16 protein-coding genes are annotated in these 14,325 nt (G+C 64.8%); 10 read left to right on the top strand and 6 right to left on the bottom strand.

Annotated elements, in window-relative coordinates; translation table 11 throughout:
- Nucleotides 1-37: 37 nt before the first annotated feature.
- The 3 genes from U5A89_RS17715 to U5A89_RS17705 are packed head-to-tail and all read left to right on the top strand — an operon-like array spanning nt 38 to nt 1,991.
- Nucleotides 38-325, top strand: a complete 288-nt coding sequence (locus tag U5A89_RS17715) for a BolA family protein (RefSeq protein WP_338162343.1) — start codon at nt 38-40, stop codon at nt 323-325.
- A 56-nt stretch (nt 326-381) separates the two neighbouring features.
- A complete protein-coding gene (locus U5A89_RS17710; protein ID WP_338162342.1) occupies nt 382-1,089 on the top strand; it encodes a glutathione S-transferase in 708 nt (235 codons plus the stop codon).
- Complete coding sequence (locus U5A89_RS17705) at nt 1,086-1,991, top strand: pirin family protein (RefSeq protein ID WP_338162341.1); 906 nt, start codon at nt 1,086-1,088, stop codon at nt 1,989-1,991. Before U5A89_RS17710 ends, U5A89_RS17705 begins: the two co-directional genes overlap by 4 nt.
- Before the next feature lie 71 nt (nt 1,992-2,062).
- On the opposite strand, the gene U5A89_RS17700 is transcribed toward U5A89_RS17705, so the two are convergent.
- The gene (locus tag U5A89_RS17700; protein WP_338162340.1) at nt 2,063-2,881 is read right to left on the bottom strand and encodes a zinc-ribbon domain-containing protein; all 819 of its coding nucleotides are present in this window, start codon (nt 2,879-2,881) and stop codon (nt 2,063-2,065) included.
- A 169-nt stretch (nt 2,882-3,050) separates the two neighbouring features.
- Here U5A89_RS17700 and ftsE point away from each other — a divergent pair, with 169 nt between their 5' ends.
- From ftsE to U5A89_RS17680, 4 genes are read left to right on the top strand one after another with little or no spacing between them, the layout of a single operon-like run.
- Nucleotides 3,051-3,761, top strand: coding sequence for a cell division ATP-binding protein FtsE (gene ftsE, locus U5A89_RS17695; RefSeq protein ID WP_338162339.1), 711 nt, complete (start codon nt 3,051-3,053; stop codon nt 3,759-3,761).
- Nucleotides 3,761-4,666 carry a cell division protein FtsX gene (locus tag U5A89_RS17690; RefSeq protein ID WP_338163099.1) on the top strand — a complete coding sequence of 302 codons (906 nt, stop codon included), beginning with the start codon at nt 3,761-3,763 and terminating at the stop codon, nt 4,664-4,666. The genes ftsE and U5A89_RS17690 overlap by 1 nt, the downstream gene beginning before the upstream one ends.
- A complete protein-coding gene (locus U5A89_RS17685; protein ID WP_338162338.1) occupies nt 4,663-5,196 on the top strand; it encodes a YdcF family protein in 534 nt (177 codons plus the stop codon). Before U5A89_RS17690 ends, U5A89_RS17685 begins: the two co-directional genes overlap by 4 nt.
- A 13-nt stretch (nt 5,197-5,209) precedes the next feature.
- Complete coding sequence (locus U5A89_RS17680; RefSeq protein WP_338162337.1) at nt 5,210-5,917, top strand: lysophospholipid acyltransferase family protein; 708 nt, start codon at nt 5,210-5,212, stop codon at nt 5,915-5,917.
- On the opposite strand, the gene U5A89_RS17675 is transcribed toward U5A89_RS17680, so the two are convergent.
- Both U5A89_RS17675 and hisC read right to left on the bottom strand, forming a co-directional pair.
- Nucleotides 5,911-6,816 (bottom strand): prephenate/arogenate dehydrogenase family protein, encoded by a 906-nt coding sequence (locus tag U5A89_RS17675; protein WP_338162336.1) that lies wholly within the window; start codon nt 6,814-6,816, stop codon nt 5,911-5,913. The genes U5A89_RS17680 and U5A89_RS17675 overlap by 7 nt on opposite strands.
- A 5-nt stretch (nt 6,817-6,821) precedes the next feature.
- Entirely contained in the window at nt 6,822-7,931 is a 1,110-nt protein-coding gene (hisC, locus tag U5A89_RS17670; protein WP_338162335.1) for a histidinol-phosphate transaminase, read from the bottom strand.
- A gap of 444 nt (nt 7,932-8,375) precedes the next feature.
- Here hisC and U5A89_RS17665 point away from each other — a divergent pair, with 444 nt between their 5' ends.
- Nucleotides 8,376-8,807 (top strand): hypothetical protein, encoded by a 432-nt coding sequence (locus U5A89_RS17665; RefSeq protein WP_338162334.1) that lies wholly within the window; start codon nt 8,376-8,378, stop codon nt 8,805-8,807.
- Nucleotides 8,808-9,271: 464 nt separating this feature from the next.
- Here the strand turns inward: U5A89_RS17665 and U5A89_RS17660 are convergent, their stop codons facing one another.
- A complete protein-coding gene (locus tag U5A89_RS17660; protein ID WP_338162333.1) occupies nt 9,272-10,222 on the bottom strand; it encodes a 2-hydroxyacid dehydrogenase in 951 nt (316 codons plus the stop codon).
- A gap of 102 nt (nt 10,223-10,324) precedes the next feature.
- On the opposite strand from U5A89_RS17660, the gene metX reads away from it, so the two are divergent.
- On the top strand, nt 10,325-11,461 hold the full coding sequence (metX, locus tag U5A89_RS17655) for a homoserine O-acetyltransferase MetX (protein WP_338162332.1): 1,137 nt from the start codon (nt 10,325-10,327) through the stop codon (nt 11,459-11,461).
- Nucleotides 11,458-12,051, top strand: coding sequence for a methionine biosynthesis protein MetW (metW, locus tag U5A89_RS17650; protein WP_338162331.1), 594 nt, complete (start codon nt 11,458-11,460; stop codon nt 12,049-12,051). Before metX ends, metW begins: the two co-directional genes overlap by 4 nt.
- Before the next feature lie 8 nt (nt 12,052-12,059).
- On the opposite strand, the gene U5A89_RS17645 is transcribed toward metW, so the two are convergent.
- A complete protein-coding gene (locus tag U5A89_RS17645; protein WP_338162330.1) occupies nt 12,060-12,464 on the bottom strand; it encodes a PilZ domain-containing protein in 405 nt (134 codons plus the stop codon).
- A gap of 277 nt (nt 12,465-12,741) precedes the next feature.
- Nucleotides 12,742-14,319, bottom strand: a complete 1,578-nt coding sequence (locus tag U5A89_RS17640; RefSeq protein WP_338162329.1) for a peptide chain release factor 3 — start codon at nt 14,317-14,319, stop codon at nt 12,742-12,744.
- Between the last annotated feature and the right edge of the window lie 6 nt (nt 14,320-14,325).

Here is a 14,325-nt window from a genome sequence, read left to right as displayed (position 1 = left end):
TGATGATATGGCTGGCAAAGCAGCCTATATAGGAAAGATGATCACAGACCTCAAAGGCCCCGTTGCCACCGAAATCGAAGCCCGCCTGCGCGCTGCCCTGTCGCCCGACCATCTCGCCGTCATCGACGACAGCGAAAAGCATCGCGGCCATGCCGGGCATGACGGATCGGGCGAAAGCCATTTCGCGGTGGATATCGTCTCGCCGCTGTTCACCGGCCAGACCCGCGTCGCCCGCCAGCGCCTCGTCAATGCAGCGCTCTCCGATCTGCTGGCGGAAAAGGTCCACGCCCTCGCGATCAAGGCCCGCGCGCCCGGCGAGGCATGAGACTTTAAGCGCCAACGGGGCGTTTCTGTCCTTATCGCAAGAAAGGACGCTCGCTGATGGCCTATGACTTCTGGTATTGGCCCACTATCCCGGGACGCGGCGAATTCGTCCGCCTGATGCTGGAAGCCTGCGGCATCCCCTATGCAGATCGCGCGCGGGAAAAGGGTGCGGACGCCATGCTCGCCGATATGGCCGATCATGCGGGCGGCCCCGCCTTCGCGCCGCCCTATCTGTCGATCGACGGGTCGACCGTCGCCCAGACCGCCAACATCCTCTTCTACCTAGCCGAACGGCATCAATGCGGCCCGTCGGGGATGAAGAGCCGCTACTGGCTGGCCCAGCTGCAACTGACGATCATGGATGTGGTGGCCGAAGCGCATGACGTGCATCACCCGATCGGCGTCGGTCTTTATTATGAGGATCAGAAGGCCGAAGCCCTGCGCCGCGCGACGGAATTCCGCACGGAGCGTATCCCCAAATATCTCGGCTATTTCGAGCGCGCCTTGATAGCCGAACGGGGTGACTGGTTCGCAGGCGCCCCCTGGAGCTATGCCGACCTTTCGCTCTTCCATCTGGTCGAAGGGCTGCGCTACGCCTTCCCCCGGCGCATGGCGACGCTGGCGGGGCAATATCCGGCGGTCGTTGCTCTGCATGACAGGGTTGCAGCTTTGCCCGAATTGCAGGATTATCTCGCCAGCGACCGGCGGCTCCCCTTCAATCAGGATGACGTCTTCCGCCACTATCCCGAATTGGACGCCCCATGACTACAGACGACCTCATCCTTCAGACCATCACCCCCACGACCCACGACCTGGGTGATTTCAAGGTGCATCGCTCGTTGCCGGTCAAGCGCCGCACCATGGTCGGCCCCTTCATCTTCTTCGATCAGGCCGGACCGGCCAAGATCGGCGCGGGACAGGGCATCGACGTGCGCCCGCACCCGCACATCAACCTCGCCACTGTCACCTATATGTATGAGGGCGCGTTCCTCCACCGCGATTCGCTGGGTACGGAACAATTGATCGAGGCTGGCGCGGTCAACCTGATGACCGCAGGCAAGGGCATCGTCCATTCCGAACGCTCGCCCGATGAAGACCGTGCCAAGGTGTCGAAGCTCTCCGCCATCCAGACCTGGCTCGCTCTGCCCGACCGGTTCGAGGAAATGGACCCCGCCTTCGAGCATGTGGGTGAAGGCGGCATGCCGGTGATCGACGATGGACGCGTGCGCGCCCGCGTCATCATGGGGTCGCTTTGGGGCGAAACCTCGCCCGTCACTACCTATGCCCAAACCATCTATGCCGATATCCAGCTGACGCCCGGCGGCCGCATCGCCATCGATCCGTCTGCCGACGAGCGCGCCATCTATGTCTCGGGCGGTGATGCCATGCTCGACGGCCTGATGCTCACACCCCAGACCCTCTACGTCCTGCGCCCCGGCACGTCCGCGACGCTGTCGAGCGTCGATGGCGGCCGGGTCGTGTTGTGCGGCGGGGAGGCCTTCACCAGTCCCCGCCACGTCTGGTGGAACTTCGTGTCGTCACGGCCCGATCGCCTGATGCAGGCGCGCGAGGATTGGGACGCGATGCGCTTCCCCCTCATCCCCGGCGACGATCAGGAATTTATCCCGATCCCCCAAGGGCGGCCAAAGACGGTCAGCTATCCCTGACGGTCGCTATTGAACGGGGGACTCACCCTCGTTCGTTTCGAGCGAAGTCGACAAACGCGCGCTACGCCGCCCTATTGGACGAAGGTCAGCGATAGATTCTCGGCATTTTTGGGAATGTCGATCCGGCTTTCGTTGATCGATGCTTCTTCGCCCGGTTTTAGCCGCGTCTTGTCCGCCTTGGTCGTCCAGCTGAACACCAGCCGGTTCTGCCGGTCGCGCAGTTGCACCAACACCGGCGGCACCGGCAAAGCCTGCGTGCCGCTGTTCACGATCCGCGCGCCGAAGGCGAAATATTCCTCCCCAGTCGGCAGCTTGCGCCGCTCGGCTGGCTTGGACAGGTAGAAGAGCAGGTCGGGGTCGCCTTCCTCGCCGACCAGGCCCATCGACACCATCCAGGCCGGTGGGCCGAAATAGGTGAACGCCCCGCCTGCGATGGCGACAAGCAGGCAGAAGCCGATAGCGGCATAGGTCCAAAGCTTGAGCGGATTGCGCCGCGCCTTGAACGGCGGAACGGGCGCGAACTGGCTTTCTTCCGCCGGGGCGGTCGGCGCACCGGCATAGATATCGTCGAACCTGTTATCCGCCGGAGCCGCGATCGGCGGCGCTTGCGGGGTAGGCGCCTCTTCTACGACAGCCGGGGCCACAGCGGCCATATCGGGGTCGACGACCGGCGGCGTCTCGACCACAGGCGGCGGCGGAGGCGCGGGCGCGGGTGGTGGCGTTACGGGTGGCACGATAGGCGGGGCCGCCGCCTCGCGTTCCGGCAGGACCGGGGGTTCCTGGAACCAGCTATGTTTGCAGGCGGCGCAACGGACTTGGCGGCCGCTCGTGCCAACCGCACTGTCCGGTACGACATAGCGCGTTGCGCAATTGGGGCACACCAGGATCATGATGCTTCATAGGCATGGCAGGGACTCGCACGCAAGCGGTCAACGACAGGCGGTGTCATTCGATCGCGACTCGCGGCGATATGCGGCGCAGGCTTTACGGCAGGCGGCCCGCTGTGCCATGGCTGATACTTCGATACGCAGGGAGCGCGACGGCGCGAAATTTCAAGACATGTCGGCCATCGTCCAGTTCGAAAATGTCGGCCTGCGCTATGGTCTGGATAGTGAAACGCTGTCCGATGTCAGCTTTTCGCTCGCGGGCGGCGGCTTCTATTTCCTGACCGGCGCGTCCGGCGCGGGCAAGACTTCGCTCCTCAAACTGCTCTATCTGGCCCAACGCCCCAGTCGCGGCGTCATCCGCCTGTTCGGGGAGGATGTCGTGACGCTGCCACGCAAGCGCCTGCCCGGCTTTCGCCGCCGCATCGGCGTGGTGTTCCAGGATTTCCGTCTCGTCCCGCATCTGTCCGCCTATGACAATATCGCCCTGCCGCTGCGCGTGTCGGGCATGGAGGAGGGGGAGGTCGATGCCCCGGTGGTCGAGATGCTGAACTGGGTCGGACTTGGCGATCGCGGCCAGGCGCGGCCCGCCACGCTGTCGGGCGGGGAACAGCAGCGCGTCGCCATCGCCCGCGCCGTCATCGGCCGACCGGAGATATTGGTCGCGGACGAACCGACGGGTAACGTCGACGCGGACATGGCCCGCCGCCTCATGACCCTGTTCGAAGCACTGAACCGGTTGGGCACGACCATCGTCGTCGCCACCCATGATCTGCCGCTGATCGCGCAGGTTTCGGGTGCGCAGATGATGCGGCTCGACAAAGGGCGGCTCGCTGACCCGACCGGATCGCTGCGCTATCCGCCCCGTCCGCAGGACAATGCATGATGGCGACCCGCGCCGATCGCAAGGCCGCGTCCGCTGCGCGCCATCGCCTGCTGCCTGGCGGTCGGCTGGCGGGACCGATGCCCTGGATCATCGCGATCATGATGTTCCTGACCGTGCTTGCCGCCGCCGCGGCGCTGGGCCTTGGCGCGGCGGTCCGCTCGATGAGCGCCGACCTTGCCGGACGCGCCAGCGTCCAGGTGGTGGAGGCGGACGCGCCCGCCCGCGACCGCTTGGCTGCCCGTACTTTGCAGGCCTTGCGCGGTGCCGATGGGGTGCGGGCGGCCGATGCGGTCGATCCGGCAGTGCTGGCCGACCAGTTGCGTCCCTGGCTGGGCGATGCGGCGACCAGCGGCGACCTGCCGGTGCCCGCACTGATCGATGTGATGCTGACGCCCGGCGACACCGACGCCAAGCTGGATCGGCTGCGCCGTCTGCTCGGCGGGCTGTCGCCGAAGCTGCGGATCGAACCCCATGCCGCCTTCCTCCTGCCACTCGCGGGTCTGCTGACCGCGCTGGGCTGGCTCGCCGCCGGGGTCGTGCTGCTGATGATTCTGGCGACCGGCGCGGTCGTTGTGCTGGCGGCGCGGGGCGCGCATGACAGCCATCGCGGCACGATCGACGTGCTGCACCTGATGGGGTCGACCGACGTGCAGATCGCGCGCTTGTTCCAGCGCCGTATCGGTCTGGACGCGCTGATGGGCAGTGCGCTTGGCTTTTCCTTCGCTGGCCTCGTCATCCTGCTGATAGGGTTGCGGCTGTCGGCAACCGGGTCGGAACTGGTGGGGGCGGTCAGTCTCGACACGCAGGGCTGGTTGCTGCTGGTGGCGCTGCCCCTGTTCGGCGTGGCGCTGGCGACGTTGACGGCGCGCTGGACGGTGCTGCGCGCCTTGGGCCGGGCGCTGTGATCGTCCGCCTGTTCGCGGTTGGTGTGCTGGGCTGGATGCTGGGCTTCGTCTGGTTCGCGGTGCTTTTGCCCCAGCCGCTCGATGGCCGTCCGACCGATGCCATCGTTGTGCTCACCGGCGGCGCAGGCCGCATCGACCGCGGCATCGCCCTGTTGCAGAGCGGTGCGGCCAAGCGGATGCTGATTTCCGGCGTCGATCGCTCTGTCCGCCCGGGCGAGTTGGCGGCGCAGTATAAGACGCCGCAGCGGCTGTTCAATTGCTGCATCACGCTGGGCCGGGAAGCGATCGACACCCGGTCCAACGGGCTGGAAACGGCGCGCTGGCTGGAACGGCGCGATTACAAGACCGTGCGCCTGATCACCACCGACTGGCATATGCGCCGCGCCGCGCTGGAACTGCGTCAGGCGCTGCCGGATGGCAAGGTTGCGATCGTTTATGACGCCGTGCCCAGTCGCCCCAGCCTGACGATATTGGCGCGGGAATATAATAAATATCTGGCGCGGCGCATCGCCGCGCTGATTGGTATCTGACGACAGGGCATTCATGCTGACCGCGATCCGTTCCCTTCTCTTCACGCTTGCCTTCTACAGCGGCAGCCTGTTCATCGTGCTGACCGCGCTGCTGTCGAGCTGGCTGCGGCCGTCGTCGGTGCTGCCCATCGCCAATGTGTGGAGCCGCTATCATCGGTGGTGCGCGCGCTGGTTGCTGGGGCAGCGGGTGCGGGTGGAGGGGGATCTGCCGATCGGTCCCTATCTTTACATCCTCAAGCATGAATCGATGTTCGAGACGATCGACGTGCTGTGCCTGTTCGACAGCCCGGCGGTCGGGGCCAAACGGGAATTGTTCGACATTCCGCTGTGGGGCCAGATCGCCCGCCTCTACGGCCTGATCCCCATTGAACGCACCGCCGGGGCGAGCGCGCTGCGGACGTTGCGCGCCGCGGCCAAGGACCGGATCGCACAGGGGCGGCCCATCTGCCTCTTCCCCGAAGGCACCCGCGTCCCCCATGGCGAAGCGCCGCCGCTGCGGTCGGGCTTTGCGGGCCTGTACAGCCTGCTGGGCCTGCCGGTCGTGCCGATCGCCATCGACAGCGGCCGGGTGTCGCCACGCGGCAAGTTCCTGAAACGATCGGGCGTCATCACCTATAAGGTGGGCCAGATCGTGCCGGTCGGGCTGGACCGGAAGGAGGCCGAACGGCAGGTCCATGCCGCGATCAACGCACTTAATCCTCCTTCAGCCCTGGATCAGTGAGAGCGGCCGAAGTCGGGCTTGGCGTCGTCCTGACCCTGTTCGATGATCGACCGGCGGATCGCGCGGGTGCGGGTGAAGAGGTTGAACAGGGCGTCGCCATCATTCCAGCGGATCGCCCGCTGTAGCGCCGACAAATCCTCTGAGAAGCGCTGGAGCATTTCCAGCACCGCGTCCTTGTTCGCCAGGAATACGTCGCGCCACATGGTCGGGTCTGACGCCGCGATGCGGGTGAAGTCGCGGAAGCCGCCGGCCGAATATTTGATGACTTCGGACTGGGTGACATTTTCCAGGTCGCTGGCGGTGCCGACGATGGTGTAGGCGATCAGATGGGGCAGATGGCTCGTCACCGCCAGCACCAGATCATGGTGTGCCGGGTCCATCGTCTCCACGTCGGCGCCGACGCGTCGCCATAGTTCGGCGACGCTCTCGACCGCTGTCGGATCAGCGTCCGCGGGCGGGGTGACGATGCACCAGCGGCCCTTGAACAGGGTGGCGAAGCCCGCTTCCGGCCCGCTATTTTCCGTGCCTGCCACAGGATGCGCCGGGATGATCGTGCGTCCGGGCAGGGCGAGGTTCAACTGCGCCAGCACGTCCGCCTTGCAGGAACCCACGTCGCTGACGATGGCGTCGGCGGGCAGATCGTCGGCGATCTCTGCGGCCGCCGCGCCCATGGCGCGGACGGGGACGCACAGGATCACCAGATCCGCGTCCGTCACTGAGGCGCCCGCCGTATCGGTGATGTCGTCGGCCAGGTCGATGCGCCGGGCCACGTCCCGCACCGCTGGATCGGCGTCATAGCCGGTCACCCGCACGGTCGGCATGTCCGCACGGATGGCGCGGGCGAGCGAGGAGCCGATCAGCCCCAGGCCGATGATGGTGACGCGAGCGAAGGGGAGCATGGCGGTCAGGCAGCCTCCGCCATGGCGCGCAGCTTAGCAGCGACGGCGCGGTTCTGCGCCTTGGTGCCGATGGTGATGCGCAGGCCGTTGGGCAGACCCTGACCGGGCAGCCAGCGGGTGGCATAGCCTTCGTCCCACAGCCCCTTCATCGCGGCTTCGGCGGTCAGCTTGCCGTCGAACAGGATCAGCAGGAAATTGGTCTTGCTGGGCACCACGCGCAGGCCGTGGTTGGACAGCGCCGTCACTTCGCCCGCCAGCCAATCGCGCCAGCGCGCGGTGTGGGTGCGGCTGAACGCCACCCATTCGCTGTCCTGGATCGCCGCGACCGCCGCCGCCTGACCCGCGGTCGTCACGTTGAACGGCGCGCGGATGCGGTGGAGGATGTCGATCACGTCGGCAGACGCATAGCCCCAGCCGATCCGTTCGGCGGCCAAGCCGTGGATCTTGGAAAAGGTGCGGGTGACGAAGACGTTGGACGCGGTCCGGGCCAACTCCAGCCCGCCATCATCCTCATCCTCTTCCAGATATTCGGCATAGGCCTGATCGAGGACGAACAATATGTCGGGGCGCAGCCCGGCATGCAGACGCGCAATTTCTTCCCGGCTGGTCATCGTGCCGGTGGGGTTGTTGGGATTGGCGAGGAAGACGACCTTGGTCCTGTCGGTGACGGCCGCCAGCAGCGCATCGACATCGGTCGCATAATGTTTGTCCGGGGCGATTACCGGCGTCGCGCCGACACGCCGCGCGGCGATGTCGTACACCGCAAAGCCGTAGCGGACATAGAGGATTTCATCGCCCGGCCCGGCATAGGCGGAGGCGGCAATATGCAGCAATTCGTCCGACCCGGTGCCGTAGATGATCCGTTCCGGCTCCAGCCCATGCACCGCGCCGATCGCTTCGCGCAGCTTTTGCGCGCCGGGATCGGGATAGGTCGCCATGTCGGCGGTGGCGGCCATGAAGGCTTCGCGCGCAGCCTTACCGGTGCCGAGCGGATTTTCATTGGCGCTGAGCTTAATGAGCGGGCGGCCGTCATCGGTGGCGGACTTGCCCGGCACATAGGCGTGAATGCCGAGAATCCAGTCCTTGGGCGCTGGTTTTGCAATAGTCTGTGTCATGGCGCGCGCTTTAGCGGCTTTGGCGGCAAAGGCAAAGCCGATGGGGCATGATGTGGTGGCGTCCCGGCCGGGCCGAAGTTCACACCATTGTCGCGTAAATGGGGACGAAGCGCTCGCGACGCGCTCCCAAAGCGCCTGCAACGCGTCCCCGAAGCGTCACCTGGGCGGGGGGCGGCGATGCGCGATGTGTGCGTGGCGACAGGCGTCGGAAAAGGGGCGGGCGGATGGCGGTTCATCTGACAGGATAAATCAGAGATTATCCTACATTGGAAGTATGTTGGATCGGCTTTTATGGGGTTGAGGGATGGTGCATGTTGAGGTGCCTAAGCCGCGTGCGCAGGTAGGAAATGTCTCGGAACGACCAATTGTTGCCGTTCCGCGCCTCAAATCGTAATCTCACAAGCGGTCATTGCTGGTGCGCCTAACCGATGCCATCATACACGCATGAAATGTTCTGGCTTAATTTTCTTTACCTTGGGATTGGCGGGCTGTGGTGAGCAAAACCAAGAAACTAAGGTGATATCCACTATCGAGCGTGAAGTCCGACTTCCTTCCGGCTCACATCCTCTCAAAGCTTATTCACGGGTCTACGCTTATGCGCCGGACAATAGGGTGATGGCGATTTATCTGTTGCCCGAACATCCTAATCCAAAGCTCTGCGAGGAAGAAAAAGAAATAGAGAGAAAGGAAAAGAGCAGAGGAGGATCGCGCTTTTGCCCGCCACCTTACGGGTTGGTCGCTGGCGAGCAGCGCTGGATTGAGAACTATAGAATGTTACCCGGCGCGAACGATGGGGGGTGCGACTATATAGATGTGGAATATGATCTAACTTCCAAAAAATTCCTGCAAGTCGCTTGCCATGGAAGAGTGGACTGACAGTTTTCCAGCATTTTGCTTGTAAGCCGACGGTCGCCTTGCCACCCATCGCGGGTGCTGCTGCTCTTCGAAGCGCAGCGTCCTTCCGATGAATGGTCTGTCCGGTTTTGGGAAAGAAAGCGGACCGGGTGTAATCGACCAATCGTCGACTTTATTCCCCCTCCCGCTGGCGGGAGGGGGTTAGGGGGTGGGCAAGCGCAAGGTTGTATTGGCCCACCCCGCTGCGACTAAATTCGCTTCGCTCATTAAGTCTCGCTGCCCCTCCCGCTTGCGGGAGGGGAATGGTAATAAACCACCCCTTTTCGTCATTCCCACGAACGCGGGAACCATCTCCTAACCTCTCGACATGGCAAGGGCTGGAGATGGATCCCCGCCTGCGCGGGGATGACGGGGTGGAAATGGGGATGACGGGGTAGGAATAGAGCGTCAGTTTTCTGCCCAGCACAACGCGCAAATGCCTCCCCCTACACCACCGGCGTCAGTAGCGGCTCGCCTGCGAAAAAGGCGTCGAGGTTGGCGAGGACGAGGTCGGCCATGGCTTTGCGGCTATGGACCGTGGCGCTGCCTTGGTGGGGTTGGAGGACGACCTGGTCCATCGTCAGCAGCGCGGCTGGCACATGCGGTTCGTTGGCGAAGACGTCCAGCCCTGCGCCGGCGATGCGGCCGTCCGTCAGCGCGGCGACCAGGGCGTCTTCGTCGATGACGCTGCCGCGGCTGATGTTGACGATCACGCCCTGTGGTCCGAGCGCGTCGAGCATCGCGGCATCGACCAGTTGCGCGGCTTCCGGGCCGCCGGAGGTGGCGACGATGATGACGTCGCTCTGGCGGGCGAAGTCGATCGGATCGGCGACGTAGCGATAGGCGGTGTCGGTCGCCTGCCGCCGATTGTGGTACAGGATTTCGGCCGCCACCGGTTCCAGCCGCAGGGCGATGGCGCGGCCGATGCGGCCGAGACCCAATATGCCAATGCGGCGGCCGGTTACCCGGCCGGACAAAGCGGGCATGTGCTTGCGCGCCCAGCCGCCCGACCGCACGATCCGGTCGTTGGCGACGATGTTGCGCACCGTGGCGTAGAGCAGGCCCACGGCGAGGTCGGCGACATCGTCGGTCAGCACGTCGGGCGTGTTGGTGACGCGGATGCCTTTGGCGCGGGCATGGTCGATATCGACCTTGTCATAGCCGACCGAGAAGAGGCCGATCATCGCCAGATTGGGAAGCGCGTCCATGATCGCCGCAGGGGCGCCGACCGATCCGAAGCTGACCAGCGCGCGGGACTGCTGGACGGCGGGCGGGAGGGCGGACAGGTCGGCGTCGGCGGCGATACGGTGGATGGTGAAGCGGCGATCCAGTTCACTTTCCAGATAGGCGTTGAGATGGCCATAGGCGACGATCGGGGGGCGGGGGATGTCATGCATGGCGTTCATCTAGGGATCGGCTGGCAGTCTCGCCAGATCGCGTCTCCTGATTGGCGTCTGCTGATTGACAGGGCGGGGTCGCGGTCCTAGCGCGACAGGGCTATGGCGAGCGTTCCCCTTTCCGAAGACAGTCGTTTCGGCCTGCGTCGGCAGGCCCGCCTGGCAGGGCCGCTGCGCCTGTCGAGTGGGGCCAGCCTGGGGCCGGTCGATATCGCCTATGAAACCTATGGCGCGATGAATGCGGACAAAAGCAACGTCATCCTGATCTGCCATGCGCTGACCGGCGACCAATATGTGGCGTCGGACCATCCCGTGACCGGTAAGCCCGGCTGGTGGTGGCGGCTGGTGGGGGAAGGCAAGCCGGTCGATCCCGCGCGCCATTTCATCGTGTGCGCCAATGTCATCGGCAGCTGTATGGGGTCGTCCGGTCCCGCCAGCATCGATCCCGCGACCGGTGACGCCTTTGCGATGCGTTTTCCGGTGCTGACCATTGCCGACATGGTGCGGGCGCAGGCGGCGTTGCTCGACCATCTGGGCGTGGAGCGGCTGAGCGCGGTCATTGGCGGATCGATGGGGGGCATGCAGGCGCTGACCTGGCCGACGCTGTTCCCCGACCGGGTCGAAAGCTGCATCGTCATCGCCTCGACCGCGCGGCACAGTGCGCAGAATATCGCCTTTCACGAAGTCGGACGGCAGGCGATCATGGCCGATCCCAACTGGCGCGGGGGCGATTATTATGCCGACGGGCAGGTGCCGAGCGCGGGGCTGGCGGTCGCGCGGATGGCGGCGCATATCACCTATCTGTCGGAAGCGGGGCTGACCGAGAAGTTTGGGCGACGCTTGCAGGGGCGGGACGCCAAGACCTTCGGGTTCGACGCGGATTTCCAGGTGGAAAGCTATTTGCGGCATCAGGGGCTGAGCTTCGTCGAGCGGTTCGATGCGAACAGCTATCTCTATATCACGCGGGCGATGGACTATTATGACATCGCCGACGATCATGGCGGGTCGCTGGCGAAGGCGTTTACGGCGAGCCAGGCGCGTTTCTGTCTGGTCAGTTTCGATACCGACTGGCTCTATCCCACCAGCGAATCGCGGATCATCGTCCATGCGCTGAACGCGTCGGGCGCGCAGGCCAGCTTCGTGGAATTGTCCAGCCCGTTCGGCCATGATGCCTTCCTGCTGGAATGTCCCGAACTTAATCGGGTGGTGGACGGCTTCCTGCGCGGGGGGCGGGCATGAGCGGGGCGTTGCGGCCGGACCTGGCGCTGATCGCGCGGACGGTGCGGCGGGGGGCGCGGGTGCTGGACGTGGGCTGCGGCGATGGCGCGCTGATGGCGGCGTTGCGGGATAACAGTCAGGTGGATGCGCGCGGGCTGGAGATCGATGGATCGAACGTCGCGGCCGCCGTGGGACGCGGGCTGTCGGTGGTGCAGGGCGATGCGGACACCGACCTTGGCTATTATCCCGACGCCAGTTTCGATTATGCGATCCTCAGCCAGACGTTGCAGACGACGCGGCGGCCCGACCTGGTGGTGGAGGAATTGCTGCGCATCGGCGGGCAGGCCTTCGTGTCCTTCCCTAATTTCGCCCATTGGCGTGGGCGGATTTCGCTGCTGTGGGGCGGGCGGATGCCGGTGACGCGGCTGTTGCCGGATACCTGGTACGATACGCTCAACATCCACCATGTCACGGTGGATGATTTCCGCGCGCTGGTGAAGGAGCGCGGCTGGACGATCGACGGGCAATGGTTCCTGAAGGGGGACCGGGAAACCACCCATGCCAACGCCAATATGTTCGCGGAACATGCCGTGTTCCTGCTCCGCAAATAGGGCTTCGTTCAGGGCGTAGGCGCCAGCCGTAGACCGAAGGTTGCGGATGCGGGTCGGCCGCGCGGGGCAGCCCGCTGGAAATGCGCCAGTCCGGAGGTGAGGGCGGCGGCATAGACGGGCTTGGCGGGCGATTTGGGGCTGGCGGCCTTCAACACCGCATCGACGTCCACCGGTTCATCGAAGGCGACGCCGAAATGACGATCGGCGGTCCATACGACGCGGCCGGGCATGGCGGTTTCGCCGCGCGTCACGACGATGCGGGCGCCGATGCCGGGCGATCGGCCCTGAATGCGGGCGCCGCCTTCGGAAATGTCGCGAATGCGCACGACTTGCGCGGCGGACAGCGGTTCGCCCAGGTTGAGATGGGCATCCATGAAGACGTTGGCGCGCTTGGCGCGTTGGGGGTAGTCCATGATCCTTCTCGCTTGATGTTGCACCTGGATAAAGGAGTCCCAGGCGGACGAAGGAGTTGCATGGGGGCAGGGGATCAGCGGCGATCCGGGGCGGGAATGGGATGGCTGGTGCGGATGCCATGACGGCGCGGTTGAGACAGCGAGTGCGACAGTTGTGGCGCTATTTCGCGTTTGATGCGTAGGTAGAAGCAATAGGGCCATTCGTGACTTTATCGCAAGAATAGCCCTATTGGCGCAGGCGGGACTGGGTTCCCGCCTGCGCGGGAACACGGGGTTTTTAGCGTTCCTTGGTGGCGCTGAACTTCACCTTGGGGTGGCGTTCCTGCTGGTAGCCGATGTCCCAGGCGCTTTTGGCCATGAAGACGAGGTTGCCGTCGCGGTCCTTGGCCATGTTGCTGACATTATAACCGACCAGTTCCTTGACCGCTGCGTCGTCGCCGCTGATCCAGCGGGCGGTGTCGAAGGGCGACTGTTCGAGGCCCGCTGCGACCTTATATTCGGCCTCCAGGCGGGAGATCAGCACTTCGAGCTGAAGCTGGCCGACGACGCCGACGATCCAGTTGCTGCCGATTTCGGGGTAGAAGACCTGGATGACGCCCTCTTCGCTGAGGTCGTCCAGCGCCTTGCGCAGCTGCTTGGTCTTGGTCGGGTCTTTAAGTTGCACGCGGCGCAGGATTTCGGGGGCGAAATTGGGCAGGCCGGTGAAGCGGAGGCCGGGCTTTTCGCTGAGCGTATCGCCCACGCGCAGCGCGCCATGATTGGGGATGCCGATGATGTCGCCGGGGAAGGCTTCGTCCGCCAGTTCGCGGTCCTGCGCGAAGAAGAGGATGGGGGAGTGGACGGCGAGCGCTTTGCCGGAGCCTGATGGCGTCAGCTTCATGCCGCGTTTGAACTTGCCCGAGACGAGCCGCATGAAGGCGATGCGGTCGCGGTGCATCGGGTCCATATTGGCCTGCACCTTGAAGATGAAGCCGGTGACTTCGCTGTTTTCCGGTTCGATCGCGGCGGGTTCGGCGGGCTGGGCGCGGGGCGGCGGGGCGTGCTGGCCGAGCGCGTCGATCAGTTCGGTGACGCCGAACAGCTTGAGCGCGGAGCCAAAATAGACCGGGGTCAGGTCGCCCGCGCGATAGCGGTCGAGGTTGAATTCGGCATAGCCGCCCTGTGACAGTTCGGCTTCCTCGCGCAATTTTTCCAGCGCGCGGGGGGTGAGATAATCGGCGAGTTTCGGGTCGTCCAGGCCGGTGAACTGGTGGCGGGTGCCGTCGAATTCCTTGGACGGGCCGGTGGGCTGCATCAGGCGGTTGGTGGCGAAGTCGTAAATCCCCTCGAACTCGCCGCCCATGCCGACGGGCCAGCTCATCGGGCAGACGTCGAGTTGCAGCTGGTCGGCGACTTCATCGAGCAGGCCGAAGGTTTCGCGGCCCTCGCGATCGACCTTGTTGACGAAGGTGATGATGGGGACGTTGCGCAGGCGGCAGACTTCGAACAGCTTGCGGGTCTGCGGCTCGATGCCCTTGGCCGCGTCGATCACCATGACGGCGGAGTCGACCGCGGTCAGGGTGCGATAAGTGTCTTCGCTGAAATCTTCGTGGCCCGGCGTGTCGAGCAGGTTGAAGGTGATGGTTTCGCCATCGCGGGTGCGTTCGAACGTCATGACCGACAAGGTGACGGAAATGCCGCGCTGCTGCTCGATCTTCATCCAGTCGGAGCGGGCGCGGCGGTTTTGCCCGCGCGCTTTCACTTCACCGGCAAGGTGGATGGCGCCGCCTTCCAGCAGCAGCTTTTCGGTGAGCGTGGTCTTGCCCGCGTCGGGGTGGGAAATGATCGCGAAGGTGCGGCGGGATGGGATGGTCATCTATTC

The sequence above is a fragment of the Sphingobium sp. HWE2-09 genome (genome assembly GCF_035989265.1).
Classification (GTDB): domain Bacteria; phylum Pseudomonadota; class Alphaproteobacteria; order Sphingomonadales; family Sphingomonadaceae; genus Sphingobium.
The sequence above is the reverse complement of the archived record's forward strand: the minus strand, read 5'-3'. Positions and strand labels throughout refer to the sequence as shown.

Coding starts and splice junctions, on each gene's coding strand:
- U5A89_RS17715 (WP_338162343.1), top strand. CDS start 38: ATGATCACAGACCTCAAAGGCCCCGTTGCCACCGAAATCGAAGCCCGC.
- U5A89_RS17710 (WP_338162342.1), top strand. CDS start 382: ATGGCCTATGACTTCTGGTATTGGCCCACTATCCCGGGACGCGGCGAA.
- U5A89_RS17705 (WP_338162341.1), top strand. CDS start 1,086: ATGACTACAGACGACCTCATCCTTCAGACCATCACCCCCACGACCCAC.
- U5A89_RS17700 (WP_338162340.1), bottom strand. CDS start 2,881: ATGATCCTGGTGTGCCCCAATTGCGCAACGCGCTATGTCGTACCGGAC.
- ftsE (WP_338162339.1), top strand. CDS start 3,051: ATGTCGGCCATCGTCCAGTTCGAAAATGTCGGCCTGCGCTATGGTCTG.
- U5A89_RS17690 (WP_338163099.1), top strand. CDS start 3,761: ATGGCGACCCGCGCCGATCGCAAGGCCGCGTCCGCTGCGCGCCATCGC.
- U5A89_RS17680 (WP_338162337.1), top strand. CDS start 5,210: ATGCTGACCGCGATCCGTTCCCTTCTCTTCACGCTTGCCTTCTACAGC.
- U5A89_RS17675 (WP_338162336.1), bottom strand. CDS start 6,816: ATGCTCCCCTTCGCTCGCGTCACCATCATCGGCCTGGGGCTGATCGGC.
- hisC (WP_338162335.1), bottom strand. CDS start 7,931: ATGACACAGACTATTGCAAAACCAGCGCCCAAGGACTGGATTCTCGGC.
- U5A89_RS17665 (WP_338162334.1), top strand. CDS start 8,376: ATGAAATGTTCTGGCTTAATTTTCTTTACCTTGGGATTGGCGGGCTGT.
- U5A89_RS17660 (WP_338162333.1), bottom strand. CDS start 10,222: ATGCATGACATCCCCCGCCCCCCGATCGTCGCCTATGGCCATCTCAAC.
- metX (WP_338162332.1), top strand. CDS start 10,325: ATGGCGAGCGTTCCCCTTTCCGAAGACAGTCGTTTCGGCCTGCGTCGG.
- metW (WP_338162331.1), top strand. CDS start 11,458: ATGAGCGGGGCGTTGCGGCCGGACCTGGCGCTGATCGCGCGGACGGTG.
- U5A89_RS17645 (WP_338162330.1), bottom strand. CDS start 12,464: ATGGACTACCCCCAACGCGCCAAGCGCGCCAACGTCTTCATGGATGCC.
- U5A89_RS17640 (WP_338162329.1), bottom strand. CDS start 14,319: ATGACCATCCCATCCCGCCGCACCTTCGCGATCATTTCCCACCCCGAC.